Origin of the sequence: Bacillus sp. IS1 (assembly GCF_032461585.1) — a bacterium.
GTDB classification, from domain to species: domain Bacteria; phylum Bacillota; class Bacilli; order Bacillales; family Bacillaceae; genus Bacillus; species Bacillus velezensis.
Genome location: NZ_JAWCWR010000001.1, coordinates 509,817 through 534,919, shown reverse-complemented (window position 1 = coordinate 534,919; position 25,103 = coordinate 509,817). Strand labels below are relative to the sequence as shown.

General features: G+C 46.4%; 22 protein-coding genes. All 22 read right to left on the bottom strand.

Annotation, left to right across the window (positions count from 1 at the left end):
- Nucleotides 1-150: 150 nt before the first annotated feature.
- The 22 genes from recA to dpaA all read right to left on the bottom strand — a co-directional run bounded on the left by recA (nt 151) and on the right by dpaA (nt 25,085).
- Nucleotides 151-1,194: a recombinase RecA gene (gene recA, locus RUW00_RS02525; RefSeq protein WP_003154145.1), complete on the bottom strand. Its 1,044-nt coding sequence runs from the start codon at nt 1,192-1,194 to the stop codon at nt 151-153.
- A 170-nt stretch (nt 1,195-1,364) separates the two neighbouring features.
- On the bottom strand, nt 1,365-2,615 hold the full coding sequence (locus RUW00_RS02520) for a competence/damage-inducible protein A (RefSeq protein ID WP_029973453.1): 1,251 nt from the start codon (nt 2,613-2,615) through the stop codon (nt 1,365-1,367).
- Between the two features lie 17 nt (nt 2,616-2,632).
- Nucleotides 2,633-3,214, bottom strand: coding sequence for a CDP-diacylglycerol--glycerol-3-phosphate 3-phosphatidyltransferase (gene pgsA, locus RUW00_RS02515; RefSeq protein WP_007409821.1), 582 nt, complete (start codon nt 3,212-3,214; stop codon nt 2,633-2,635).
- A gap of 73 nt (nt 3,215-3,287) precedes the next feature.
- Nucleotides 3,288-4,187, bottom strand: coding sequence for a helix-turn-helix domain-containing protein (locus tag RUW00_RS02510; protein WP_280145101.1), 900 nt, complete (start codon nt 4,185-4,187; stop codon nt 3,288-3,290).
- 18 nt (nt 4,188-4,205) lie between these two features.
- Nucleotides 4,206-4,997, bottom strand: a complete 792-nt coding sequence (locus RUW00_RS02505; protein ID WP_003154149.1) for a DUF3388 domain-containing protein — start codon at nt 4,995-4,997, stop codon at nt 4,206-4,208.
- Between the two features lie 127 nt (nt 4,998-5,124).
- Nucleotides 5,125-5,382, bottom strand: coding sequence for a DUF3243 domain-containing protein (locus tag RUW00_RS02500; RefSeq protein WP_003154150.1), 258 nt, complete (start codon nt 5,380-5,382; stop codon nt 5,125-5,127).
- Nucleotides 5,383-5,457: 75 nt separating this feature from the next.
- Complete coding sequence (ymfI, locus tag RUW00_RS02495) at nt 5,458-6,186, bottom strand: elongation factor P 5-aminopentanone reductase (protein ID WP_172869437.1); 729 nt, start codon at nt 6,184-6,186, stop codon at nt 5,458-5,460.
- A gap of 60 nt (nt 6,187-6,246) precedes the next feature.
- A complete protein-coding gene (yfmH, locus tag RUW00_RS02490) occupies nt 6,247-7,533 on the bottom strand; it encodes an EF-P 5-aminopentanol modification-associated protein YfmH (RefSeq protein ID WP_029973455.1) in 1,287 nt (428 codons plus the stop codon).
- Entirely contained in the window at nt 7,530-8,810 is a 1,281-nt protein-coding gene (yfmF, locus tag RUW00_RS02485; RefSeq protein WP_012117578.1) for an EF-P 5-aminopentanol modification-associated protein YfmF, read from the bottom strand. Before yfmF ends, yfmH begins: the two co-directional genes overlap by 4 nt.
- Before the next feature lie 151 nt (nt 8,811-8,961).
- A complete protein-coding gene (locus tag RUW00_RS02480; protein WP_280145100.1) occupies nt 8,962-12,081 on the bottom strand; it encodes an MMPL family transporter in 3,120 nt (1,039 codons plus the stop codon).
- Nucleotides 12,081-12,536, bottom strand: coding sequence for a MarR family winged helix-turn-helix transcriptional regulator (locus tag RUW00_RS02475; protein WP_003154157.1), 456 nt, complete (start codon nt 12,534-12,536; stop codon nt 12,081-12,083). The genes RUW00_RS02480 and RUW00_RS02475 overlap by 1 nt, the downstream gene beginning before the upstream one ends.
- 107 nt (nt 12,537-12,643) lie before the next feature.
- Nucleotides 12,644-13,873 (bottom strand): bacillibactin exporter BcbE, encoded by a 1,230-nt coding sequence (gene bcbE, locus RUW00_RS02470; RefSeq protein WP_017417794.1) that lies wholly within the window; start codon nt 13,871-13,873, stop codon nt 12,644-12,646.
- A 110-nt stretch (nt 13,874-13,983) separates the two neighbouring features.
- Nucleotides 13,984-14,709, bottom strand: a complete 726-nt coding sequence (locus tag RUW00_RS02465) for a GntR family transcriptional regulator (protein WP_007409813.1) — start codon at nt 14,707-14,709, stop codon at nt 13,984-13,986.
- Nucleotides 14,710-14,833: 124 nt separating this feature from the next.
- On the bottom strand, nt 14,834-17,194 hold the full coding sequence (locus RUW00_RS02460; RefSeq protein ID WP_141235115.1) for an FtsK/SpoIIIE family DNA translocase: 2,361 nt from the start codon (nt 17,192-17,194) through the stop codon (nt 14,834-14,836).
- 134 nt (nt 17,195-17,328) lie between these two features.
- A complete protein-coding gene (locus RUW00_RS02455; RefSeq protein ID WP_061862200.1) occupies nt 17,329-17,538 on the bottom strand; it encodes a YlzJ-like family protein in 210 nt (69 codons plus the stop codon).
- Complete coding sequence (locus RUW00_RS02450) at nt 17,535-18,272, bottom strand: ClpP family protease (protein WP_095272137.1); 738 nt, start codon at nt 18,270-18,272, stop codon at nt 17,535-17,537. The genes RUW00_RS02455 and RUW00_RS02450 overlap by 4 nt, the downstream gene beginning before the upstream one ends.
- A gap of 115 nt (nt 18,273-18,387) precedes the next feature.
- Complete coding sequence (gene rnjB, locus RUW00_RS02445; RefSeq protein ID WP_021493672.1) at nt 18,388-20,055, bottom strand: ribonuclease J2; 1,668 nt, start codon at nt 20,053-20,055, stop codon at nt 18,388-18,390.
- A gap of 178 nt (nt 20,056-20,233) precedes the next feature.
- Nucleotides 20,234-21,103, bottom strand: a complete 870-nt coding sequence (dapA, locus tag RUW00_RS02440) for a 4-hydroxy-tetrahydrodipicolinate synthase (RefSeq protein ID WP_003154166.1) — start codon at nt 21,101-21,103, stop codon at nt 20,234-20,236.
- 30 nt (nt 21,104-21,133) lie between these two features.
- Nucleotides 21,134-22,348 carry an aspartate kinase gene (gene dapG, locus RUW00_RS02435; protein ID WP_003154168.1) on the bottom strand — a complete coding sequence of 405 codons (1,215 nt, stop codon included), beginning with the start codon at nt 22,346-22,348 and terminating at the stop codon, nt 21,134-21,136.
- 88 nt (nt 22,349-22,436) lie between these two features.
- Entirely contained in the window at nt 22,437-23,477 is a 1,041-nt protein-coding gene (asd, locus tag RUW00_RS02430) for an aspartate-semialdehyde dehydrogenase (RefSeq protein ID WP_014417793.1), read from the bottom strand.
- A 124-nt stretch (nt 23,478-23,601) separates the two neighbouring features.
- Nucleotides 23,602-24,192, bottom strand: a complete 591-nt coding sequence (gene dpaB, locus RUW00_RS02425; RefSeq protein ID WP_007409809.1) for a dipicolinate synthase subunit B — start codon at nt 24,190-24,192, stop codon at nt 23,602-23,604.
- A 2-nt stretch (nt 24,193-24,194) separates the two neighbouring features.
- Nucleotides 24,195-25,085, bottom strand: coding sequence for a dipicolinic acid synthetase subunit A (gene dpaA / locus RUW00_RS02420; RefSeq protein WP_021493674.1), 891 nt, complete (start codon nt 25,083-25,085; stop codon nt 24,195-24,197).
- Nucleotides 25,086-25,103: the final 18 nt, after the last annotated feature.

Below are 25,103 nucleotides of genomic sequence, written 5' to 3'. Positions count from 1 at the left end.
ATATAATTTCAACTTTCGCCATGATGTTAGACGAGTGAAGGGTGAAAAAAGTTGTAACATTCCAGATAAAATTTTCCGAAACAGCCAGTGTTTTTTGAAACACACAAAAAAAGAGCGGAAATTGCTTATTCCGCTCTTTTGATCGTGTTTTTATTCTTCTAATTCCATCTCTTCCTGAACTTCTTCCGCTTTGTCCGTTACACCGTTATTGTCCAAACCGTAATATTCACGGATTTGTTCCTGAATCATCAGCATGATGTCTTTATTTTCTTTTAAGAACTGCTTGGCGTTTTCACGGCCCTGGCCGAGGCGTTCTTCTTCATAAGAATACCATGAACCGCTTTTTTGCACGATATCCAGTTCAGTTCCAAGGTCGATGATTTCCCCTTCTTTGGAGATTCCTTCACCGTACATAATGTCCACTTCAGCCGTACGGAACGGAGGAGCGACTTTGTTTTTTACGACTTTAATTCTCGTTTTATTCCCCATGACGTCGTTGCCCTGCTTTAATTGCTCGGCACGGCGCACTTCAAGGCGCACGGAAGAATAGAATTTCAGCGCGCGGCCCCCCGGTGTCGTCTCCGGATTTCCGAACATAACGCCGACTTTTTCACGAATCTGGTTAATAAAGATTGCGATTGTTTTAGATTTATTGATAGCGCCGGAAAGCTTACGGAGCGCCTGAGACATGAGACGCGCCTGTAAACCGACGTGTGAATCACCCATGTCACCTTCAATTTCAGCTTTTGGAACAAGCGCCGCAACAGAGTCAACGACTACGATATCAACAGCTCCGCTTCGCACCAGCGCTTCAGCAATCTCTAGCGCCTGCTCTCCCGTATCCGGCTGAGAAAGCAGAAGCTCTTCGATATTGACACCGAGCTTTTGCGCGTAAACAGGATCAAGAGCATGCTCAGCATCAATAAATGCTGCCTGTCCGCCTTTTTCCTGAACCTCAGCGATTGCGTGAAGCGCTACAGTCGTTTTACCTGAGCTTTCAGGTCCGTATACTTCAATAATCCGTCCGCGCGGGTATCCGCCTATTCCGAGAGCGGTATCAAGTGCAAGGGAACCGCTTGGCACCGTTGAAATTCTTGTATCCGTTTTTTCTCCGAGCTTCATGATGGAACCTTTGCCGAATTGTTTTTCTATTTGCTTAAGAGCCATATCTAAGGCTGCCTGACGATCACTCATTTATTTTTTCCTCCTTTATCTTGCCACTACATATACTATACCTTGTTTACTGGCATTTGCCAAGAAAAAAGCGAACGCATATTCGGATTTTTTCCGCGTTCGCTTTTCTGCAAAAGAGCATAATTTCCCTTATAAAACTTAAAAATCAGAGAAAACGGCTCTTTAAAACTTTATTTTTGATCCAGCATTTTCAAAATGAGATGGCAGCCGTATTTAGCGGCGCGCTTTCTGATTCCGGTTCTTGAGCCGGCAAAGTTAAATTCGTGCACCTCTTCTTTTCCTTCCGCCGAAATGCCGATAAAGACGCGGCCCGGAGCATGCCCTTCCTGCGGGTCGGGACCCGCAACCCCGGTAAAGCTGATGCCGATATCGCTTCCGGTCAGCTTTCTCACACCGGCTGCAAGCTCTTTCGCACACTCTTTGCTGACCGCTCCGCTTTCTGCGAGCGTCTCAGCTTTCACGCCGAGCACATGCTGTTTCACGCTGTCGGAATAACAGACAACGCCCCCTGCAAATAGTTGAGACGCACCGCTTAAATCAGTCACCCACTCAGAAAACAGGCCGCCTGTAAAGCTTTCGGCAGAGGAAATCGTGATTTTGTTTTGTCTGCATGCTTTTGAAAGCTCCTTCACCAGAGACGTATCATCATATCCGTAGAAAAATTCACCGACACGTTCTAAAATGGCGGCTTCCGTTTCTTTTAAAAGCCGTTCTGTTTCTTTTTCGTCAGCATGTTTCGCCGTTAAACGCAGCGTGACCTCTCCGTCAGCAGCAAGCGGCGCAATCGTCGGGTTCGTCTGCGCATCAATGATATCTTCTAAATCAGCTTCAAGCTGGGATTCACCGATTCCGAAAAACCGCAGCACGGTTGAAACGATTTTCTCATTAGAACCGAGCTTTTTAAGAAGCAGCGGCTTCGCTTCATTTTCAAACATCGGACGCAGCTCGCTCGGCGGTCCGGGAAGCAGCATATAAAGCCTTGAGCCGTGCTCTGCAAGCATTCCCGGCGCCATGCCGAAATGATTCGCCAAAACGTCTGAGCCCTCAATGACGAGCGCCTGTTTGCGGTTATTCGGCGACATGGTCCGTTTTGTTTTCACGAAATATTCTTCGATCGACCGGAATGCTTCGTCATTCAGAACGAGCGGGCGCCCCAGTGTGTTTGCAATGGTTTCTTTCGTTAAATCGTCCTTGGTCGGCCCGAGGCCGCCTGAAAAAATAATCAGGTCTGAGCGCTCTTCGGCAATGCGGATGACTTGCTTAAGCCGCTCCGGATTGTCACCGACAGCGGTATGATAAAACACGTTTACACCGATTTCCGCCAGCTCTTTACTGATAAACTGCGCGTTCGTATTGGCGATCTGGCCGAGCAGAAGCTCCGAGCCGACTGCAATGATTTCTGCTTTTTTTGCTATTTCCATCTTTAAGTCCTTCTTTCTTAGTTAGATGTTTTTAACGCATCCCAGTTCTTCGCAAAATAATCCCAGCCGGAAATGACTGTGAAGAGCACAGCTACCCATAAAGCGATATCGCCGAACGGGAAAGAAACGAGCTCAAACGGAAGATTATGCAGCAAAAGCGCGGCAACAGCGATGATCTGAGCCCATGTTTTAATTTTCCCCAGCATATTGGCGGCTACAACTTCCCCCGTTCCCGCCAGCACAAGTCTTAATCCCGTTACGGCAAATTCGCGGCTGATGATGATGATGACCATCCACGCCGGCGCAAGGTCAAACTGCACAAGCGTAATTAATGCCGCGGATACCAGCAGTTTGTCAGCCAGCGGATCTAAAAATTTCCCGAAGTTTGTCACGAGGTTCAGTTTTCTGGCGTAGTAGCCATCCACCCAGTCAGTCGTTGATGCGATAATGAATAAAACAGCTCCTGTAAGATGCGCTACCGGAATCGATTCATCCCCTATATGAACGCTGCCCCACTGAAAAGGAACAAGCATGATAATCATAAATACAGGAATTAAAGCGATTCTTGCCAGTGTGATTTTATTCGGTAAGTTAAACATAAAGCCCCTCCAATAATATGTACTCGGACGTGAAGAAAAAGTCATCTTAATCGTTCAGATGACTTTTCCCCTTTTATTTTTTCATCTTGATTGTGATGGTCTGCGCCATCACATCATGCGGATTGAGTTCATAGGACAGAACCTCTCCGTTGATTTTAATTTTCAGGTTAGGGGCATAGCCCGTGCGGATTTCAATCTGCTTTTGATCCGTGACGTCTTTTTTAAAGGTTTCGCCTTTTTGCAGCGTTCCTTCTTTTAAAGAACCGCCGCTGTCATCACGGACGCGGATCCATGCGCTGTCAGAAGCAATCAGTTCAAGCTTATACTTATCTGCCCCGGAGACGTTGTATGAAGAAGCTGAGCCTTCCGTTCCGGCCGCTTTGATCTCCGTCTTTTCACTGCTTTTTTCTTTCTTTTTCTGCTCTGATGCTTTTGTGTCCTTTTTATCTTTCTTGCTGTCAGATTGCGCTTCGTCATTTGTATTGCCGTCGTTTTTCAGCGCAGAATCCTTAGGAATCTCATACTTGCTCCCACTTTGGGTGACGGCTTTATCTCCGTCTGTCTGTCCGGATTTGCTCATTCCGAGCTGAATAATCGCATAAATGATCGCGATGACGATAATGACACCGATGACGACAAGGACGGTCGGAAGCCATTCCGCCGCCTTTGAAGCGGACTTAGGAAGCTCCCTTTGCATGGCAAGACCGGAAATTTTTTCCGACACATCGTCATGGTACGTGTTAGGGATGTCTTTTTTATATTCTTCAAATAACTGATCGGAATCAAGCCCGACAGCTTCAGCGTATTGCTTGATAAACGCCCGCACATAAAAATTGCCGGGAATGACGTCATAATTGCCTTCTTCCAGAGCGGTTAAGTATCTTTTCTGAATTTTCGTCGCCGCCTGGAGTTCATCCAATGACATCCCTTTTTCCTCTCTGGCTTCTTTAAGCCGGATTGCTAATTCTGTCACAACAAACACCTTCCAATATTAAAAATCAAAGCTTGAAAAACCGGTCTGATCAAACATTTGCGGTTCTTCTGCATGTTCATATGTAATGACTTCGTCAGGATCATTTCTGAGTTCGATAATATAATCGAAATCATCGAGCGTATACTCCGAATTTTGAACAAAAATATCGGGGTGCTCCACGACCTTTGTCGCCGGAAGCCGCATAATTTCACTGACGAGCTGAAGATGGCGCTCAGATCCCCGTCTTGTCGAAACGATGCCGTCGAGGATAAACACGTTTTCCGTGCTGTATTCATCGGCAACCAGCTGGCTCCGGATCGTTTGTTTTAGCAACGTTGATGATACGAAAAGCCATCTTTTGCTGGCACAAACGCTTGACGCAACGATGGACTCTGTTTTTCCGACCCTCGGCATTCCCCGGATTCCGATCAGTTTGTGCCCTTCTTTTTTAAACAGCTCAGCCATAAAGTCAACCAGAAGGCCGAGCTCGTCCCTTTCAAAACGGAAGGTTTTTTTGTCATCGGCATCACGCTGAATGTATCTTCCGTGGCGGACTGCGAGACGGTCGCGAAGCCTCGGTTCTCTCAGCTTCGTTACTTTAATGGTCTCCATTGTTTTTAAAATTGATTCCAATCGTTTAATTTGATCTATATGCCGGCATCTGAGCAGCATTCCCCTTCTGGAAAGGTCGACACCGTTAATTGTGACAATATTAATTGACAGCATCCCGAGAAGAGATGAAATATCCCCGAGCAGGCCGGGGCGGTTCACTTGAATTTCATATTCAAAATACCATTCGAGCTTTGCCAAATGATATACCCCCTCCATTGTGGCAAATTTTTACCTTCCTTTATCATAAAACATTTTTCTCTAATTAGAAAGAAGAATGTTGCTCTATAGAGGAAAACATAAAAAAAGAGAGGAGAAATCCCCCCTCTTAATGAGTGCTGTTATTTTCAACAAGCTTCACCATCATATTTGCGATGGCGCGCTGTTCATCTTCAGAAGCAACGCTCCAAAGATCAGCAAGCACTTTTTCCTGATGGTTTTTCGAGTCGACTTCGTTCGCAAGGTAACCGCCGATTTCTGTAGCGAGGTCAGTGATCGTTTCATCACTCATCCCTTTTTCCTGCGCATAGTTCAATCTGTCGCCAAGGAAATTCTTCCAATTATCCCAGTTTTCTAATACTGACATGTTGGGTTCCTCCATTTCATCTGTTGTTACAAAATTATTTTGTCCGTGCAGATGCAAACTATACACACATTTTTTTCAGCAGTGCCAGCCGCCGTTTACGGATAATATATGCCCCGTAATATAGGAAGCCTTGTCCGATAATAAAAAGGCCGCCGCTTCGGCGATTTCCTCCGGCTTTGCCAGCCGGCCCGCGGGAATTTCCTCTGCCAACGCTTCTTTTTCATCAGACGTGAACTGATCAAGCATATTTGTATCAACGGCACCCGGCGAGACTGCATTCACGCGGACGCCGCTCGGAGCAAGCTCTTTGGCAAGCGCTTTGACGAACGAATGCTGCGCTCCCTTGACCATGCTGTATAATACCTCGCACGATGCGCCTGTTTCTCCCCAGACGGAACCGATCGCGACGATGCCCCCGCTTTTTTCCCGGATCATGCCGGGCACCAGATTACGCGCCAAAAGAAACGGACTCGTCACATGCAGCTGCACCATCTCCCGCGCCATGTCATCCGTAACGTCCGTAATCAGGCCGAAATGACTTTTGCCGCTGTTTAGTATCAGGGCGTCCACAGGCTGCTTAACGGAACGGCTGAGTGTCTCCACGCCATCCGGTGAGGACAGATCCGCCTGAATAACGGAGGCTTTTACGCCGAATGATGCGCTCAGCCTTTCCGCAAGCCTGTGTGCGGCTTCCTTATTAGAATGATAATGCAAAAGGACGTCATATCCGTTTTTTGCGAGGACTTCACTTATACTTTGTCCGATTCCGCCGCTTGCTCCGGTTACGAGCGCTGTCTGTTTCATCAATCAATACTCCTTCTTTCCCCAGAAAAACATCCCTCAGGGCGTGAGGGATGTTTTTTGTTATGATTTTGGCACGACTTTGCAGACTGTCAGCCTGTCTTCTGATATTTCTTCTTTAATGACCCGCTTTACGTCTTCCAGCGTAATCTGCTCCAGTACGGTTACGACATCAAACAGACTCATATCTAAAAAGGCGTAGCGTGTAAATTGGTTGGCGATATATTCAGGCGAATTGAGCGCTTTTAAGAATGACCCGATCTTCTTTTTTCTCGCAAGATCAAGTTTTTCCGCAGTCACGGCTGATTCCGCATCAAGCAGCATGTGTTTTAATTCGTCAGCGAGCTTATCCGGCTCCGGTGTATCTCCTCCGACAGAGGCAAAACCGAATCCGTATTCAGCCGTGTAATCAAAGCTGAAGGTTTCATCAATGTAGCCTTTGTCGTACAAGTCACCGTAATGCGGTGAGCTTTTTCCGAAGAGACATTCAAGCATGAGGTTCATGCTGAGCTCGTGCTTCAACAGCTCCTGCCCCGTTTTATAAGGGTCTTTCGCTTTTAAACCGACAAGACATTTTGAGCCTTGCACGTTCATTTTTAACTCCTGCTCCCGGCGGAAAACTGCTTCCTGCTCCTGAACTTCTTCACGTTTGATTTCAGGCTGGTCTGTAAAAGGCTTTTTCTCCTGGTTTTTCCGCACCTGGCTGATGACCGCTTCAGGATCTACGGGACCGACGATAAAGAGCAGCATATTGCTCGGGTGATAAAACGTTTCGTAGCACTCATACAGCAGATCTTTCGTAATATGTGAGATGCTCTCCACCGTTCCGGCAATGTCAATTTTCACGGGGTGGTCTTTATACATATTTTCGATAAGGCCGAAAAACAGCCGCCAATCCGGATTATCATCATACATATTGATTTCCTGGCCGATGATACCTTTTTCTTTTTCAACTGATTTTTCCGTGAAATACGGGTCCTGAACAAAATCCACGAGTGTCTCCAGGTTTTTCTCCACATTAGAAGTGCTGGAGAACAGATAAGCGGTTCGTGTAAATGATGTAAAGGCATTTGCCGACGCCCCCTGCTTACTGAAGTCCTGAAACACGTCGCCGTCCGCTTTTTCAAACAGTTTATGCTCCAGAAAATGCGCGATTCCGTCAGGGACGTGTACCATTTCTTCCTTATTTAAAGGAACGAATTGATTGTCAATGGAACCGTACTTTGTCGTAAACACGGCGTATGTTTTATTAAAGCCCTGTTTCGGCAGCACATAGACATCAAGGCCGTTTGCCATTTTTTCATGATACAGCGTTTCCTGAAGCTGTTCGAAGTTTATCGGTTTAGTCAAGATGCTCCCCCCGTCCCTTTTAAGAAATAAGTCGTATCCAGCTTAATGTTCTTTCCGACATTGATAATGTCCTCTTTTGTCACTTTCTCGATATTGTCAAGGAATCTTTCGATCGGTATCTCTACTTGGGCTGAGGCCTGCTGATACAGAAATTCCGCTAAACCGTATGCCGTATCAATGGTTTCTAATACTTGATTTTTAATAACGGCTTTCGTTTGGGCGATATCATCTTCTGAAAAGTCACCGTTCTGCATAGCCTGAAACTGTTCTTCAATGATGGTGACGGCCTGCTTGTAATTTTTCACCTCAATGCCCGACATGACCATCAAAAGCCCTTTGAAGCTTTCCACCCTTGAGGCTGCATAATAGGCGAGGCTCGCTTTTTCACGGACATTTATAAACAGCTTTGAATGAGAGAAACCTCCGAACAGCCCGTTAAACACCTGCAATGCCGGATAATCCGGATCTGTATATGTCGTATTGGTCCGGAATCCGATATTCAGCTTGCCCTGCTTGACGTCCTCTTCATCAATGACTTCCTTCGGATCGGGCTGTTCATTCGCCGCGCTTCTTTCAAAAGGCTGCAGCTCCCGTTCTTCCGTTTTAAAATACGTATCAACGGCCGTTTTCACTTGATCTGTATCAACATCGCCGATGACGTACAGGTCCAGCTGGTCTTCGCGTATGGCTTTTTGATAGGCTTCATACAAATCTTGCGGTGTAATGTGTTCAACATCATCGAACTCGCCGTTGACGTGAAGCGCATACGGTTCGCTTTTGCACATTTCCTGAACGAGACGCAGATTAGAATATCTCATCTTATCATCATATACGGCTTGAATCCGCTGTTTCAGCGTCCGTTTTTCCTGCGTGACATAAAGGGGCAGGAAGGCGCCGTTTTCCAAAGCGGGCGAAAAGACAAGCTCTGATAAAAGCTGAAGACCTTTTTCCAATAACGGTGTGCGGTCCTTCAGATACTTTTCATTAGGAATCTCAAGTCTGAACGTAATGACATGACGTTCTCCCTTTTTTGTCAGATCAGCTGAAACGGATGTGCCGTACAGCTCATCAAAATAAGAACGCAGATCAGCGGTTTTCGGGCGGCTTTCTGTTCCGCGCAGAAGCACATGCGGAAACAGCGCCCTTTTTGTTACGAGCTCTTTCGTTAAAGGAGCCAGCATTTTAAACGTCAGCGAAACGGTTTTAAATTTCTCGGTCTTTACGATGTGGGCGGTGATCCCGCCGTGCTTTGACTTCATTTCATTTACGTAAGTCATGTGAAACCTCCTTCGTTCATTCTTTCATAGTATGTATTATGACCAAATTTCAGCATTCGCAAAAAAGAGTACGCAGATGTAATTATATCAACTGGAGGATTTATAAGGAAACAAAAAACCTCTGCCCGAAAACAGGCAGAGGCATTGAACGTTATTTTTTCAAATTGAAAGGCCACCAGTTGGCTCTTCCGAATATTTTCACCATGACCGGTACAAAAAACGGAAGGACGACAATTGCGTACATGAGAAGGCCTGTTAATACCACGGTTGCAATCTGTAATAAGGAAAGAACGCCTGACGGCAGCATGGCCGCAAAGGTTCCCGCTAAAATAATCGCCGCAGAAATGATGACGGAACCCATATTTTTCATACTGCTGATCATTGCGGGTTCCGTTCCTTCTTTTTTAAGCTCATTAAAGCGGTCCATTAAAAAGATGGAATAATCCACGCCAAGAGCCATCAAAATGACAAAGCCGAAGAACGGCACGGCCCAGTTTACGCCCGGATACCCGAAGAAGTGTGTAAAGATGTATTCCGTCACGCCGATGGATGCGAAATACGTCAGTACGAGCGACGCCACTAAATAAACAGGCATAATGAGGGAGCGCAGCATCACGATGAGAATCAGAAAAATTCCCGCCAGCATAAACATTGCCGTCCGTTTGAAGTCTGAATCCGATACTTCCTTCAGATCGGCATTCATGCTGGAGACTCCCGAAACGCCGAAGGAAGCATTCTTCAGATCCGTGTTCGGAATGGCCCTTTTTACGCTCGCTTTGATCGCTTGAATATCTTGAATGGCCGTATTTGAGTAAGGATTGTTATCAAGAACGACAGTCAATTCTGTCGTTTTTCTGTCATCTGACATGTACGTATTAAACACGCTTGTGAAATCACTGTTTTTCAAGGCGTCTTTCGGCACAAACCAGCCTGTCATTTCTTTGTCTGACGCCTTGTGAAGCTCACCCAGGTAATCATTCGCCCCCATCATGCCGCTTGATACTTTCTTAAGCCCTTTTACACTGTCGTTAAGGCCTGAAGAAAGATCGCTGAGCCGGGAAGAAAAATCGCCGAGACCGCTCTGCATTTTTTTCTGGCCCTCCGCGAGCTGTCCCGCCGCCGATTCAAGGCGCGGCATTTGTCCTGCGAGAGCCCCCTGTCCGTCTGACACTTGCTGCAGTCCGTTTTCAATACTGGTCAGACCGTTGATCATTGCGTTAATTTGAGTGTCAATCTTCTTCTGAGCGGCTGCCAGTCGGGTAAATTGTTTTTCCGCTTGCTGCAGATGAGCCTTTTGACTGTCGACCTGTTTAGAAAAAGCTTCTGCATCCGCGTTTGCCTTGGAAACGGCTGACTGTACACCCGTAAAGGCCGATTTGATTTCTTGGTAAGAGGGATCGGTTTTGACTGACGGTATTGACGCCTCCAATTTTGCAAACGGCAGCCGGGCAAGCTGCTTGTTCAAATCGGCAAGCTGTCTGCTGGCTTCATCTTTCATCGGCAGGACGGTTTTTACCAATTTTAAAGCGTTTTGCGTTTCTGAAGCGAGACCGCTGTTTTGGCTGAGCTGTGAAGTCAGCATTTGTTTTTGCTCTTCAATCTGCTTTCTCATCTGGGCGACGCCGGCTTTATTCTCGTTCACGCCAGCCTGCAGTTTATTCAGGTTTTCTCCTATATCAGAAAGCCCGGATTTCAGAGACAATGTTCCGTCAATAAGCTGATTGACGCTTTTCCCCGACTCTTCGATCTGCGGCTGTGAATCAGCTAACGACTTTGCGGCATGCCCTAATCCGTCCGTAATTTTTTCAAGTCCTGTATTGCCTTTATCAAGCCCTTCTTGAAGCTGCTTTGCCTGATTTGTGACAAATAATTGATTCAATCCGTTTCCGGCAGGGCGCGTGGCGCTTCTGACCGTTTTTACACCCTCTGTTTTTTCAAGTTCTCTGCTGATTTTTTCGATATCAATCAGGTGTTTTTCGGTATTTAGAGTCTCATCATTTTTGATGACGACTGTGGCCGGAAGAAGTTCTCCCGGGCCGAATGCGTCTGAAATCGTATTAAACGCGCGGACGGATTCATATTTATCCCCGATTTCGTCAAGACTGTTGTAAGATAGCGACCCTTTGTAAAGAAGGATAGGCGGGACGGTGAATACCGCAACGATTGCAAGACTGATGAGCGGCCTTTTAAATGAAAACCGCCCTGACGTTTCCCATGCTTTGCTTTGAGGATGGGAAATATCGCCCTTAACAGGCCAAAACAGTCTTTTTCCTAAAACAGCCATAAAAAACGGCACGATCGTCATGAGCGCAAGCAGCAGCACCGCGACACCGACCGCAACGGCGGCTGCCGACTGATACAGCTTAAATGTCGCAAATCCGATGCAGGCAAATCCGATCAGCACCGCACCGCCGCTGTACAAAACCGTCTTTCCGGCCGTTTTGTAAGTCACGACGATCGCTTCTCTTATATCAGCGCCATGCGACAGTTCTTCTTTAAACCGGCTGAGAAGCAGAATGCAGTAGTCTGTGCCGATTCCGAACATAATCGCAACCATAAAAATCTGAGTAAAAGTTGAGAGCGGAAAATTCAGCTGATCGACTAAAAATGCGACAATCGACTGGCTGACTAAATAAGATATCAATACTGATAAAAGCGGCACGAACGGAGCGACCACTGACCGAAATACAAGAATCAGCACGATCAGGATAAAAGCGACCGTTATATATTCAGTCTTTTTCAAGCCGTCCTGTGAGCTTTTTAACACATCTTCGTCGATCAGCGATTGGCCTGTAATGCCGTATGATACGCCGTACGGTTTCAGCTCTTTATCAATTTTATTTTTTATTTCGATGATATCGTTTTTGGATGTATCAAGCTGCAGCTGAACGAGCATCGTTTGTCTGTCTTTTGACAGCAGCTGTTTTTTGATGTCGTCATTTTTCTCCCCGAAGTATGAAGTCACCGTTTTAATCTGAAGCGCTTTTTTATGTTCAGACAAAGTGCTGACGGCTTCTTCCAGACGATCTTTTTTGTCTGTCATTAAGCCTTTTTCGTGAAATACGATGACGGCAGAAGAAGACGGTGCATCTGAATCAGACATTTCATCAAGCAATTCATGGGCGTAAGAAGAGGAATATCCGTCCGGTACGGAGATCTGCCCTTTCTCCCGTGTCAATTCAGCCATATCAGGCGCTGTAAGCATAAATATCACCGTTGCGGCGACCCATACCGCGGCGATGATCCAGCGGGCTCGGATAATGTTTTTCATTATGTCTGCTGATCCTCCTCTGTCATCATCAATCGATATAATTTTTCATATGTATTCACGAACATCTCCGCCTCGTCTTCATCAAAATACATAATATATGAACGGACGAGTTCCTCAATCCGCCGCTCCACACGGTGAAATACTTCCGTTCCCTTTTCCGTGACATTTAAAAGTATGCTCCGGCGGTCGCTTTGGCTGCGTTCTCTATTGATGTAGCCTTTTTCATACAGACGGTTCGTCATAGATGTAATGGCGCTTTTATTGACGTGGCACACCGCGGCCAGTTCAATTGATTTGCAATCGGGATTGAGCATAATATAGCGGAGGATATAATATTGATCCAATGTCAGTTCTTTGTTCACTTTTTCAGCGATAATGCTGTCAATTTTTTTTAAGACGTGCAGGTATACATCGGAATAACGCTGAATCAGCTGCTTTACTTTTTCTTCATGCACCTTTTCCCCCTCCTTCCGATAGTTAATATGTTTAACTATTAAAAAGAATAACGACTTGACGGTATCATGTCAATCTTCAAAATAAAATAAAAAAAAGACAGTGCAGATTACACCGTCTTTAATGATTCCTTCTTTTCTTTTGCTTGTGATGAGATATTTAACAGCGCTAAAAATACAGATACAATGCCGCAAAAAGCGGATAAAATAAAAATCAGCCAGCCTGCATTTGACATCAAGGCAGCAAAGATCGGCGGTCCCGCCGCTACTCCGATAAACCGCATGCTGTTATAAAATGAGGTGATGGTTCCCGATTCCTCGTTGTCTACGCCTTCTGTGATGACAGCGTCTAAAGCCGGCAATGCCATTCCGATACCGATACCGCTGACACACAAAAAGATAAATAATAAATAAAAACTGTGATTCCACCATAGGCCGATAAACGACAGTGTCACGGCACTCATTCCGAAAACGATGCAAAACTTCATTTTGCCTTGGTCTTTTCCGATTTTTCGGCCTGATATATATGAACTGACGGATAGAAATAAAAGCGGGATTGCCAAAAGCGCTCCTTTAGCCACACCGTCAATTCCGTATTTCTTCTCCAGTGAGTCTGATAAATAAAAAAGAACCCCGAACAGCAAAAACATAATCACGCAGCCGATGATAAAAACCGTAAAGAGCCAGCGTCCGTCACGCTTAAATATGCGGCCGACATTTTTCACAAATTCGGAAATAGAAGGCGCTTCTTTTTGTTCCTCCGGCTTTGCCACCAAAAACAATACGAGAAAAAAACTGATGAGCGAAAAAAACGGAATGAACCAAAACGGCATAAACCAAAACCATGCAGCCAAGAGCGACCCGAGAATCGGGCTTATTACTTTCCCGGCTGTGTTTGACGTCTCAATGTCGCCGAGCCCCGCGGTAATCCGCTCATCATCCCCTTTGAATAAATCACCGATAAACGGCATCACTACAGGAGCCGCCCCTGCCGAACCGATTCCCTGCAGCACCCGCCCCGCCAAGATAATGGGATAAGGATGCTTGAACGCGGTGGAAGCTATCGCGGCAAGCGCTCCGCCCGCACCGGCTATGAGAAGACAAGGCAGAAGAACCTTTTTTCTTCCGAATTTATCGGACAGATATCCGGCAATCGGAATACAAATAATCGCCACAATCGAATAGACCGTTATAATTAACGATACTTGAAAAGACGATATGGACAGCTTCTTTTCAATCATCGGAAGCACAGGAATCAGCATGGAATTCCCGAGTGTCATCACGAGCGGTACAGAAGCCAGAGCAATGATATTTTTCGTTCCATTTTTCTTCTTACTCAACTTATTCACCCATTCACTATACTTGGTTGTTTCCTGTTTTATTGTGCCTTGCAGAAAACAAAGTATGTACTGAAACGGCAAATAAAAAACAGACACATGATGCGTCTGTCTTAAAAACGTTTTCTTACAACATGAAAACTGAACTTATCAGCCCGGAAATAATTTAATGAATACAGCACAGGTTCATCATTCTGATTATAGTGGGTTTGCTTCAGCAATAAAAGCGCCGTCTCCGGCTCGCATTCCAAAACCGGTGAAATCGTATCGTGATATCCGATCGGTTCGATATCAGCAACGGCATAGCTGATCACAGACCCGGAGTTTTTTTCCAAAAGATCAAAAATAGACTCCTGTTCATGACAGAAAGAATTCGGCAGAATGTGCATCGGAATCGTATCTAAACAGTAAACGACCGGAGTGCCGCTTGCCGTTCTCACGCGTTCCAAATAAAAAAGCTCCTGCTCAGGCTCAAGCCGGAATCTAGCGATATCTTCATCAGACGGCGTGATGACCTGAGACGACAAAAAAATCGTACCCGGCACCATGTTCGCCTGCTGAATCGTTTTCGTCACGCTGTTGAGCTGTTCAATACCTGAAAGAAACAGCGGTTTTGTATGGACGAAAGTGCCCACACCGTGCCTTCTGATAATCACATGCTCCTCTTCAAGGATACGCAAAGCTTCACGCAGAGTTGCCCGGCTGACACCCATTGATTTTGAAAGCTCAAATTCAGAAGGAAGCTTTTCCTTTTCGGTGTAAATTCCGTTTTGTATATCCTCTTTGATTCGCTCAATCACTTTTAGATACAAGTGACGATTGTCAGCTTTTGTAGACATGTTTCCCCTCCGTAAACCACTTTCATAAATTATTGAACAATTGGGACAACTATATCATGTTTTGATAAAAAAATAAATAGGAATGATTTTGGTGATAACATTTTCAGTGAAAACTCTCTCCTTTTTAAGAAGAGAGCTCATCATATTGTTCCTTAGATAATAGTACTTCCCTCGGTTTGCTTCCTTCATACGGCCCGACGACGCCCCGTTCCTCCATTGCGTCAATCAGACGGGCAGCTCTCGTATATCCGATTCTGAACCGCCTTTGAAGCATGGAGACTGATGCCGTCTGCATGCCGATAATCAAATCGACCGCTTCGTCATAGAGATCATCCGTTACTTCACTGTGTGTTTCCGAAACTTCTTCCGGAATCATCTCTTCTTGATACTGCGCTTTTTGCTGCGTAATGACATGATCTACGACATGCTCAACCTCTTCATCGGATAAGAATGCCCCTTGCACACGCACCGGCTTATTTGCGCCTACAGGCAGAAACAGCATGTCTCCGCGCCCCAGAAGCTTTTCAGCGCCGCCCATGTCTAAAATCGTCCGTGAATCGGTCTGAGATGAGACACTGAAGGCAATTCTTGACGGAATGTTGGCTTTAATAACACCGGTAATAACGTCGACTGAAGGCCGCTGTGTCGCGATAATCAAATGAATTCCCGCTGCCCGCGCCATCTGTGAAAGTCTCGTAATTGAATCTTCCACGTCGGAAGAAGCGACCATCATCAGATCGGCAAGCTCGTCAACGATGACGACGATGTATGGCAGCTCAGGCTGCTTGACTTCTTCTTCGGCATTTGACCGCTTAATATGGTCGTTATAGCCTTCTATATTTCTCGTACCCGTATGGGAGAACAGCTCATAGCGGCGCTCCATCTCATTGACGACCTTTTTCAAAGCCTGCGAGGCCTTTTTCGGATCTGTCACGACCGGCGCAAGCAGATGAGGAATGCCGTTATACACATTCAGTTCAACCATTTTCGGGTCAATCATCATCATCTTCACTTCATGCGGTTTGGCCCTCATCAGAATGCTCGTAATAATACCGTTGACACAGACGCTTTTTCCGCTTCCCGTTGCCCCCGCTACGAGCAGGTGGGGCATTTTGTTCAGTTCGGCAAGCACGGCTTCCCCGGAAATATTTCGCCCCAAGCCGATCAGAAGCTTCGCGTCCGGCTTGTCATTGAGCTTGGATTCAAGCACTTCTTTTAACGAAACCATCGCAACTTCAGCATTGGGCACCTCGATGCCGATTGCCGATTTGCCCGGAATCGGCGCTTCGATCCGGATATCCTTCGCGGCAAGCGCGAGCGCGAGGTCATCGCTCAGATTCACGATTTTACTGACTTTGACCCCGACGTCCGGATACACCTCATATTTTGTGACCGCCGGACCGAGATGAACCTGCGTCACTTTCGCCTTTACGCCGAAGCTTTGAAAAGTCCGTTCGAGTTTTCTTGCATTCTCGTAAATGTTTTTCTTATCGGTCTGCTGGCCTGTATGTTTCGGGTCAGCCAGTATGTCCAATGAAGGCATTTGATAATCTTTATTTTCAAGCTCTGTAAACGTCATCGGCGGAGCCGCAGCCGTTTCGCCACTGTCTTGAGCGCCGCCGGAAGGCTCATCTTTTACCGCTTGTGCAGCCTCCTGCGTTTTTTCCAGAATCAGCGGTTCGGCGGGCTCTTCCTGACGGTCTGAAAAGCTTGAAATAATCGGCTCTGAATGGATGATCGGCGAAATGATTTCCTCATCCTCTTCCTCCGGTTCAGGCTCTTCTTTTTTCTTTTGAACCCGTTTTTGTTTTTTGCCCGATTTTGTTTTTGTTTTCGGCGAAGACATATTCGTTCTGACCGTCTTCATATCCTCAAGAAATGCCTGCCATTGACCGCGGATAAACCGGCCGACGGGGCTCGTCCACTTTTTGAGCGTTTCCTGCAGTGAACGGCCCGTTACCAGAATCAGCCCCATTAAGATCAGCACGATCGCCATGATTTGTGAACCCGTTGATGCAAATAGAAAGTGGGAAGCTGCAAACAGTACCGCGCCGATCATGCCGCCGCCCAAATCAGGGGAAGCAGCCTGCTGTTTCATGTCAATCATAAACAGCTCCCACGTGTTGCCGATGACACTTGCCGACCGAATCGACCCGTGATGAGACAGATTTTTAAAGAGCTGCACGTGAGACAGCAGCAATATACTGGCGATAATACAGTACAACCCTGCCTTTCTTCTCGTTAAAAGGCTTGGACTCTTCTTTTTCCAAAACAGCGAAATTCCGAGAAGGAAGAGCGCAATTAAGCATAAAATAAACCACTCTCCGGCAAAAAAACGGAACAAGTACACAAATGTCTGTCCCACAACGCCGAGCTGCAAAACAGCAATAATTGAGATTGCAACACAGAGCAGTCCGCTTAGTTCGTATTTTAGATTGAGCTTACTCTCTTGTTTCTTTTTAGATTTCCGTTTTTTCTTTGCCACACTCATCACCTTACTGCGTTAAAAAATGTAAAATCATACATCATGAAGAAAAGCAGCCTTTTGCCGGCTGCATTTTTCTGTAGGATTCCCCTATTATAGCATATTTTGCCCCCGAGAAACGGACTGAATGCCGGTTAGATTTTCAGCTTGATTTTTTGTCCCGGAGCGATGTCCGGATTCAGAAAATCCATCGGGTTCGTACTTAAAATTTGTACGACTTCAGCTTCATTTCCCTTCATCTCAACTAGCAGCGGCACGCCGGCGTAATCGACCTGTTCATGCACGCTTTGCTCTAGATCCTGACCGTAAACGACTTCTTGGGGCATGACGGTATAAAGGATCATTGAATCATCCTTCCTTCCTCGCCCTTTCGTTCCTCAATCAGCTGATTCAGCTTTTTTATCGCCTGTCCGACGCCGCCCACGGCATCAATTAATCCGTAATCAGCCGCATCTTTCCCGACTACGTTCGTCCCGATGTCCCTGGTTAAGTTTCCTTTTGAAAACATCAGCTCTTTGAATTTTTCTTCGGAAATATTTGAATGATGGGTCACAAAGTTGACGACCCGATCCTGCATTTTATCCAAGTATTCAAACGTTTGCGGAACGCCGATAACCAGACCTGTAAGCCGAACGGGGTGAATGGTCATTGTCGCTGTTTCCGCGATAAAACTATGATCACATGACACGGCGATCGGCACACCTATGGAGTGGCCCCCGCCGAGTACGATTGAAACGGTCGGTTTTGATAAGGATGCGAGCATTTCCGCAATCGCAAGCCCCGCTTCCACATCGCCTCCGACGGTGTTTAAGATGATCAGAAGTCCTTCGATTTTCGGATTTTGCTCAATCGCGACGATTTGCGGAATGACGTGTTCATATTTGGTTGTTTTATTTTGCGGCGGGAGCTGGACGTGCCCCTCAATTTGGCCGATGATCGTCAGGCAGTGAATATTGGTATCTTGGGACATTTGCGGCAGAGATGTCTCTCCCAGCTGCTGAATTTTGCTCATAATGCTGTCTTTCGCATCTGATTTTTCGGGCTGCTGTTCTTCGGTGTTTTCCATACGATGATCCATTTTATCTTTCACCCTTTCCGAATGTCTCTTTGTATTATGAACAAAGATGATGATTTCCATCCGGGACATGAACAAAAACAAAGCCGGAGCATCATGCGCTCCGGCTTTGTATACATTATACTTCCATAATGATCGGAATGATCATCGGCTTGCGTTTTGTTTTTTCATAAAGGAATTGATTCAGCGCATCACGCATTGCTTGTTTCAGCGTGGACCATTCTACGGCAGATGTTTCCGTCGCTTCAGTCACGATAGAGCGGACGAGCTCAGTAGCTTGTACAATTAAACCTTCTGATTCTCTGACATACACGAAACCGCGCGTAATGATCTCAGGACCTGATACGAGGTTCTTTTTCTGCTTATCGAGTGAGATCACGACGATGAGAATGCCGTCTTGTGATAATAAGCGGCGGTCTCTCAGTACGATGTTGCCGATGTCGCCGACTCCGAGGCCGTCAATCAGAACGTTTCCGTACGTGACTTTATCCCCGATTTTCACATTCTGACCGCGGAATTCAACGACGTCACCTTTTTCAATCAAGAAAATGTCGCTGCGTTTCATGCCGATCTCTTCTGCGATTTTGGAATGCGCTTTTTGCATTCTGAATTCACCGTTAACCGGAATTAAATATTTCGGTTTCAGCAAATTAAGCATGAGTTTCAATTCTTCCTGCGAACCGTGACCGGACACATGCACTCGTTTTTGGGCGAAAATGACTTGAGCGCCGGCGCGGGCAAGCAGGTTGACGGTTTTGGAATATATCAATTCATGCCCCGGAATCGGTGTTGATGCAATGACAACGGTGTCTCCTTCTTCAATGTTAAGCTGCTTGTGCGCCTGCTTGGCCATCCGCGTAAGAGCGGCCAGCGGCTCACCATGGCTTCCGGCTGTAACAATTGCCACTTCCCGCTTCGGATATTTTTTCACATCCTGCACAGGAATAAACATTTCATCTTCGGCTTCAATATAGCCGAGCTTGCGCCCAAGCTGAAGCACGTTTTGCAGATTTTTTCCGGCGATTGCAAGTTTGCGGCCGTTCTGGACGGCAGCCTGTATCACTTGCTGGATCCGGTTGATATTAGACGCGAATACAGCAATGATGACACGGTTTTCTGAACTGTTCATCGCATCGGAAATTTCACCGCTTACATATGCTTCTGACGGAGTATACCCCGGGCGCTCCGCATTGGCGCTGTCAGAAAGCAGGGCGAGCACGCCGCTGTTTCCGATTTTGGCAATTTCGCCAATATCACATGATTGGTGATAAGCAGGCGTCTGGTCAAATTTAAAGTCTCCCGTGCATACAATAGAGCCAAGTGATGTTTTGAAGCTGACTCCCACTGAATCCGGAATACTGTGAATCGTTTTAAAGAACGATACTTTCGTTGATTCAAATGTAATGACTGATTTAGAGTGAACTTCACGCAAATCAGCTTTTCGATTATGCCCGTACTGCTTGAGTTTTTCTCTCAGTAATGCAAGAGTAAGCTTCGTTCCGTATACCGGCACCGACAGCTTGTTCAATAAATAAAAGACGCCTCCGATGTTTTCATCGTGCCCGTGTGTCAGAAAGATGGCCTTCACGCGGTCAGCCCGTTCTACTAAGTAGGAAATATCCGGAATGACGACATCAATACCGAGCATTTCATTTTCAGGGTGCATCAGCCCTGCATCCACTACAAATATGTCTGAGTCAATTTCAATGACATATAGGTTCTTCCCAATTTCTCCGACGCCGCCAAGGGCGATAATTCTGACGTTTTCTGTATTTTTCTTTTTCAAAATCTGTATCCTCCTAGTCTCATACCCGTCCATCATCACTTGTTCCTATTATAACTGATATCAATTTTAGAAAACAAGAAGAAGCGGAAGGTTTAGGGAAAACCAATATGTATACAAAACGGTCAAACTCACGATAAAAATGAGAATGACCGCGTATTTTAACTGTATAAATTTTTTCTTACAGTTCGCTGATGACGCTGCTCAGGCTCAGACGTTCATCTTCATTCAGCGGGATAAGAGGAAGACGCACAGATCCGACATCAAGGCCTTTCAGCTGTAGCGCCGTTTTGACCGGAGCCGGATTAGGCGCTTTAAAGAGCTCCTTCATGATCGGCAGAAGCTTCTGATGAATCAGCGCCGCGGTTGCCGTCTGCCCGTTCGTATAGTTTTTAATCATCTGCTGCATGTCAGAACCTACGATATGGCTGGCCACTGACACGACTCCTCTTCCGCCGACTGCGAGAATAGGAAGCGTTAACCCGTCATCACCTGAATAGACGTAAAAATCTTCCGGTGTTTCGGCAATGATTTTCGTAATGGCATCAAGATCGCCGCTCGCTTCTTTAATCGCAGAGATATTCGGAATCTCCGCAAGTCTGATGGCCGTTTCCGGCGCAAGTGAAGCGACCGTTCTGCCCGGCACGTTGTAAAGCATCACAGGAAGAGACGTTTCTTCCGCAATGGCTTTAAAATGACGGTACATGCCCTCTTGGGAAGGCTTATTATAATACGGCGTGACAAGCATAACGCAATCGACGCCGGCTTCTTCAGCTTTTTTTGTCAGTTTAATGGAGTCTTTCGTATTGTTGCTTCCCGTACCCGCAATAACAGGCACGCGTCCGTTCACTTCTTTGACTGTAAATTCAAAGAGTGCAATTTTTTCTTCCGTTGAAAGTGTCGGAGATTCGCCGGTCGTGCCTGCGACGACTAAAGAATCCGTGCCGTTTTTCAACAAATAGTCGATTAATGTAGACAGTTTTTGAAAGTCTACATTCCCTTTACTGTCAAAGGGGGTAATCATCGCTGTAGATATATTTCCGACATTCATTTTTTTCACCTCATCATGATTCAATCACATTTACTTTGAAAGTTCAAACACTTCATGCAGCGCATTTACGGCCGTTACCATATCTTTTTCATGAACGAGCACCCAGATCGTCGTATGGCTGTCGGCAGATTGCAGAATCGGAATGCCTTTATCAGAAAGTGCGGAGACGATTTTTGACGTGACACCCGGAACACCCATTATCCCGGCGCCGACCGCTGACACTTTCGCACAGCTCTCCGTCACTGTCGGCTCATACCCTAATTCAGCCAAGATGCTGCGCGCGGCTTCCGTTTTACTGCCGGCTACGGTATATACGATTTCACTCGGCGTAATGTTAAAGAAATCTACGCTGATTCCGGCATTTGCCATTGCTTTAAAGACTTCAGTCTGAACGTTGTATTGCCCCATTTTGGCGGGAACCTTAAATTGCGTCACATCTTTCACATGGGCGATCCCCGTAATCAGCCGTTCGAATACATCGCTGCCGATGTTAGACGAATGATGGGACGTCACCAAAGTGCCTTTGTCTTTTGAATAAGTGGAGCGCACGCGGATCGGCACCTTTGCCTGCATGGCGATTTCCACCGCGCGCGGATGAATGACTTTCGCGCCTTGATAGGCAAGGTTGCAGATTTCCGTATATGTGACGTTCGGAAGCGGCTTAGCATTTTCCACGATTCTCGGATCGGCTGTCATAACGCCTTCCACGTCCGTAAAAATGTCGATAAACTCAGCATCTACCGCCGCGCCGAGCGCCGCTGCTGAAGTATCGCTTCCTCCTCTGCCGATCGTCGTCGTGTCGCCTTTTTCAGTCGCTCCCTGAAATCCTGCGACAACGACAGCGTCATGGCTGGCGAGTGCAGCGAAAAGCCGCTCTGTTTTCATTTCTATAATTTTGGCGTCAGTATGCTGGGCATTGGTTAAAAAGCCGGCTTGGGCTCCTGTTAAAGCTGCGGCTTTTATGCCGTTTTCCTTCAGCATGCTGGAAAAAACAACGGACGAAATCGTTTCTCCGCAAGACAGAAGCATATCCTGCTCTCTCGGAGAAATGTCGGACTGGCTGCCGTAAAGGAGCCCGATTAAAGAATCTGTCGCGTACGGGTCTCCTTTTCTTCCCATCGCCGATACGACAACGACAACTTTATAACCTTCACTGATGGCATCTTTAATGTGTGCTAGCGCAAGCTTGCGGCCTTTGTCATCTTTTACGGATGTTCCGCCGAATTTTTGAACAATGATCTTCACTATTTTCACTCCAAATTAGTCTGACGTAACAGAAGAGAGCAGGCAGAGCCTTACTCTCTTCTATTCGCCTATAGAAAATACGTTTGTTTTATACGAGGTTCAGTTTTTGCAGGCTTTCCGCGATTTGGACTGAGTTCCAAGCGGCGCCTTTTAACAGGTTATCAGAAACAACCCACAAATGAAAACCGTTTGCTCTGTCCAAATCTTTCCGGATTCTTCCTACAAATACATCGCGTTTGCCGACGCAATCAGCAGGCATCGGGTAAAGCTGCTCCGCCGGATCATCCTGAAGCGTAACACCCGGAGCTTCTTTTAAAAGCTGTTTAATATCTTCAACGGTTGCGTCATCACGGTCAAGCTCAATGTAAACAGATTCTGAGTGCCCTGTTTCAATCGGCAGTCTGACACATGTCGCAGCCACTTCCAGCTTCGGCATATGCATGATTTTTTTCGTTTCATTAATCATTTTCATTTCCTCAAACGTATAGCCGTTGTCTTGGAATTTATCAATTTGCGGAATGGCGTTAAATGCGATTTGATAATGCTTTTTGTCGCCTTTAACCGGCATAATGGACGGTTCTGCGGGTTCATTGTTTAAAATCGCCTTTGTCTGGCTGTACAATTCTTTCGCCGCTTCATTGCCGGCCCCGGACACAGCTTGGTAAGTAGATACAATGACTTTTTTCAAACCGTACGCTTTGCGGATCGGTTCAAGCGCAGCCACCATCTGAATCGTTGAACAGTTAGGGTTGGCGATAATGCCGTTATGTTTGTGCAGATCACCTTCGTTCACCTCTGGCACCACGAGCGGTGTATTTTCGTCCATACGGAATGCGCTGGTATTGTCAATCACGATGGCTCCCCGTTTTACAGCCTCAGGCGCCAAGCTTTGTGATACGCTTCCGCCGGCGCTGAATAACGCGATATGAACGCCTTCGAAGCTTTCAGGAACAGCTTCCTGCACTGTATATTCTTCGCCTTTAAACATTACTTTCGTACCAGCAGAACGCTTTGAGGATAGTAGTGTGAGTGTTTCGATTTCAAAGTTTCTGTCTTCCAGTGTTTTCAGCATTTGCTGTCCTACGGCTCCCGTCGCTCCGACAACTGCTACGTGTAATCCTCTTCCCATCTGTAAAACTCCTTCCGCCAATTAAGCATCATTTATTGAATTGACTTTGCATTTTACGTTTTATTTTACCATAGAATAGTCACGGATTGACCGAATTTTTTTATTCCGGAATGATTTTCTGTCATCATTCATGATGGTGTACGAGCACCGGCTGAACCTGCTGGTGCAAAAGAGCTTTTTCTACCGTAATCGGAAGGAGATCCATTCTGGCGACGAGAGATGTCGGTTTTTTCACGTGGTCATCCTGGCCGAACGGGATGAAATATATGTTTTTTGCGGACATCAGCCTCATTAAATTCGTTCCGTTTAAACCGAGTCCGTCGTTTGTCGAAATTCCGAGCACGACCGGGCGGCCGTTGCGGATCGTCGCTTTCGCAGCCATAAGGACGGGGCTGTCAGTCATCGCATTTGCGAGTTTGCTCATTGAATTTCCGGTTAAGGGGGCGATGACCATGCAGTCGAGCGGAAGTTTCGGCCCGAGCGGCTCTGCTTTTACGATGGAATCAATCGCCTCAAAGCCTGTTGCTTCTTCAATTTTTCTGACCCAATCTCCCCCCTCCCCAAAGCGGGTATCGGTCGATTGAACGGTTGACGTCACGACCGGCCGGACTTCAGCTCCTTGACTGATAAGCGCCTCTATTTGCGGAAAAACTTCCTCATATGTGCAGTGCGAGCCGGTTAATCCGAATCCGATTCTTTTCCCTTTCAGAGACATGGTTATTCCCCCTCTTTCTTTAAGTCTGCCAAAAGCTTGCTCAATACGTTCGCAATAATCTGTCCGGCTGTTTTCGGGGCCACAATTCCCGGAAGACCCGGGGCAAGCAGCGCTTTAATGCCTTGTTTTTCAGCATATTTGAAATCCGTCCCGCCCGGGCGGGATGCTAAATCCAAAATCAAGGTCTTCGGCGTCATGCGCGATAAAACGCTTTGATTCAGAATCAAGCTCGGTACGGTGTTAATGCAGATATCAATATCATTTACATGTTCAGTAAGCTCTTCAAGTTGAAAAGGAGAAAGCCCCATTTCCGTTATACGGGCCAAATGAGCCGAACTCCGCGCGCCCACTTTTACCTTCGCCCCTAACGCCGCAAACGTCCGGGCGATCGTCATACCGGTGCGCCCCATGCCGAGAACGGCGACATTTGATCCGTGAATGGTATAATCCGTATGCTGAATCGCCATCATGATTGTTCCTTCAACAGTGGGAATCGAGTTGAATATCGCGATATCGTCCCGTTCAAATAATTTCACAAGTTTGCGGCCCGCTTCGCTGGCGATCCCCTCAAGATACGCGTTGGAGATGCCTGAATAAATGACGCAATGCTCCGGTGTCCGCTCAAGATAGCTCTGCTTTAATATCACTTCTTCATTTGAAAAAACCGTGGAAACAACGCCTTCTCCGGTCGTTGCCGATACGGGCAGGATGATACTGTCTATTTTTTGAAAGGGAATCTCATCGATTTTGCATTTGACGGTTCCTGTAAAACCGTCATCCAATTGGTCAAACCCTGCAAGATAAATATCGGCATGCTGTTCTGTCAGCTTTCTTATAATCTCTAGCTGTCTTGCGTCACCGCCAATGATCGCAATTGTCAATCCGGTTAACATCTGAAACGTTCACCTTCT

Bases quoted from the DNA above. Each gene is read 5' to 3' on its own strand.
- dapA (WP_003154166.1), bottom strand. From the start codon at position 21,103: ATGAATGTCGGAAATATATCTACAGCGATGATTACCCCCTTTGACAGT.
- ymfI (WP_172869437.1), bottom strand. From the start codon at position 6,186: ATGAAACAGACAGCGCTCGTAACCGGAGCAAGCGGCGGAATCGGACAA.
- asd (WP_014417793.1), bottom strand. From the start codon at position 23,477: ATGGGAAGAGGATTACACGTAGCAGTTGTCGGAGCGACGGGAGCCGTA.
- dpaA (WP_021493674.1), bottom strand. From the start codon at position 25,085: ATGTTAACCGGATTGACAATTGCGATCATTGGCGGTGACGCAAGACAG.
- RUW00_RS02455 (WP_061862200.1), bottom strand. From the start codon at position 17,538: ATGATCCTTTATACCGTCATGCCCCAAGAAGTCGTTTACGGTCAGGAT.
- RUW00_RS02480 (WP_280145100.1), bottom strand. From the start codon at position 12,081: ATGAAAAACATTATCCGAGCCCGCTGGATCATCGCCGCGGTATGGGTC.
- RUW00_RS02500 (WP_003154150.1), bottom strand. From the start codon at position 5,382: ATGTCAGTATTAGAAAACTGGGATAATTGGAAGAATTTCCTTGGCGAC.
- recA (WP_003154145.1), bottom strand. From the start codon at position 1,194: ATGAGTGATCGTCAGGCAGCCTTAGATATGGCTCTTAAGCAAATAGAA.
- pgsA (WP_007409821.1), bottom strand. From the start codon at position 3,214: ATGTTTAACTTACCGAATAAAATCACACTGGCAAGAATCGCTTTAATT.
- yfmF (WP_012117578.1), bottom strand. From the start codon at position 8,810: ATGACTTACGTAAATGAAATGAAGTCAAAGCACGGCGGGATCACCGCC.
- RUW00_RS02520 (WP_029973453.1), bottom strand. From the start codon at position 2,615: ATGGAAATAGCAAAAAAAGCAGAAATCATTGCAGTCGGCTCGGAGCTT.
- dpaB (WP_007409809.1), bottom strand. From the start codon at position 24,192: ATGTCTCTGAAAGGGAAAAGAATCGGATTCGGATTAACCGGCTCGCAC.
- RUW00_RS02450 (WP_095272137.1), bottom strand. From the start codon at position 18,272: ATGGATCATCGTATGGAAAACACCGAAGAACAGCAGCCCGAAAAATCA.
- RUW00_RS02465 (WP_007409813.1), bottom strand. From the start codon at position 14,709: ATGTCTACAAAAGCTGACAATCGTCACTTGTATCTAAAAGTGATTGAG.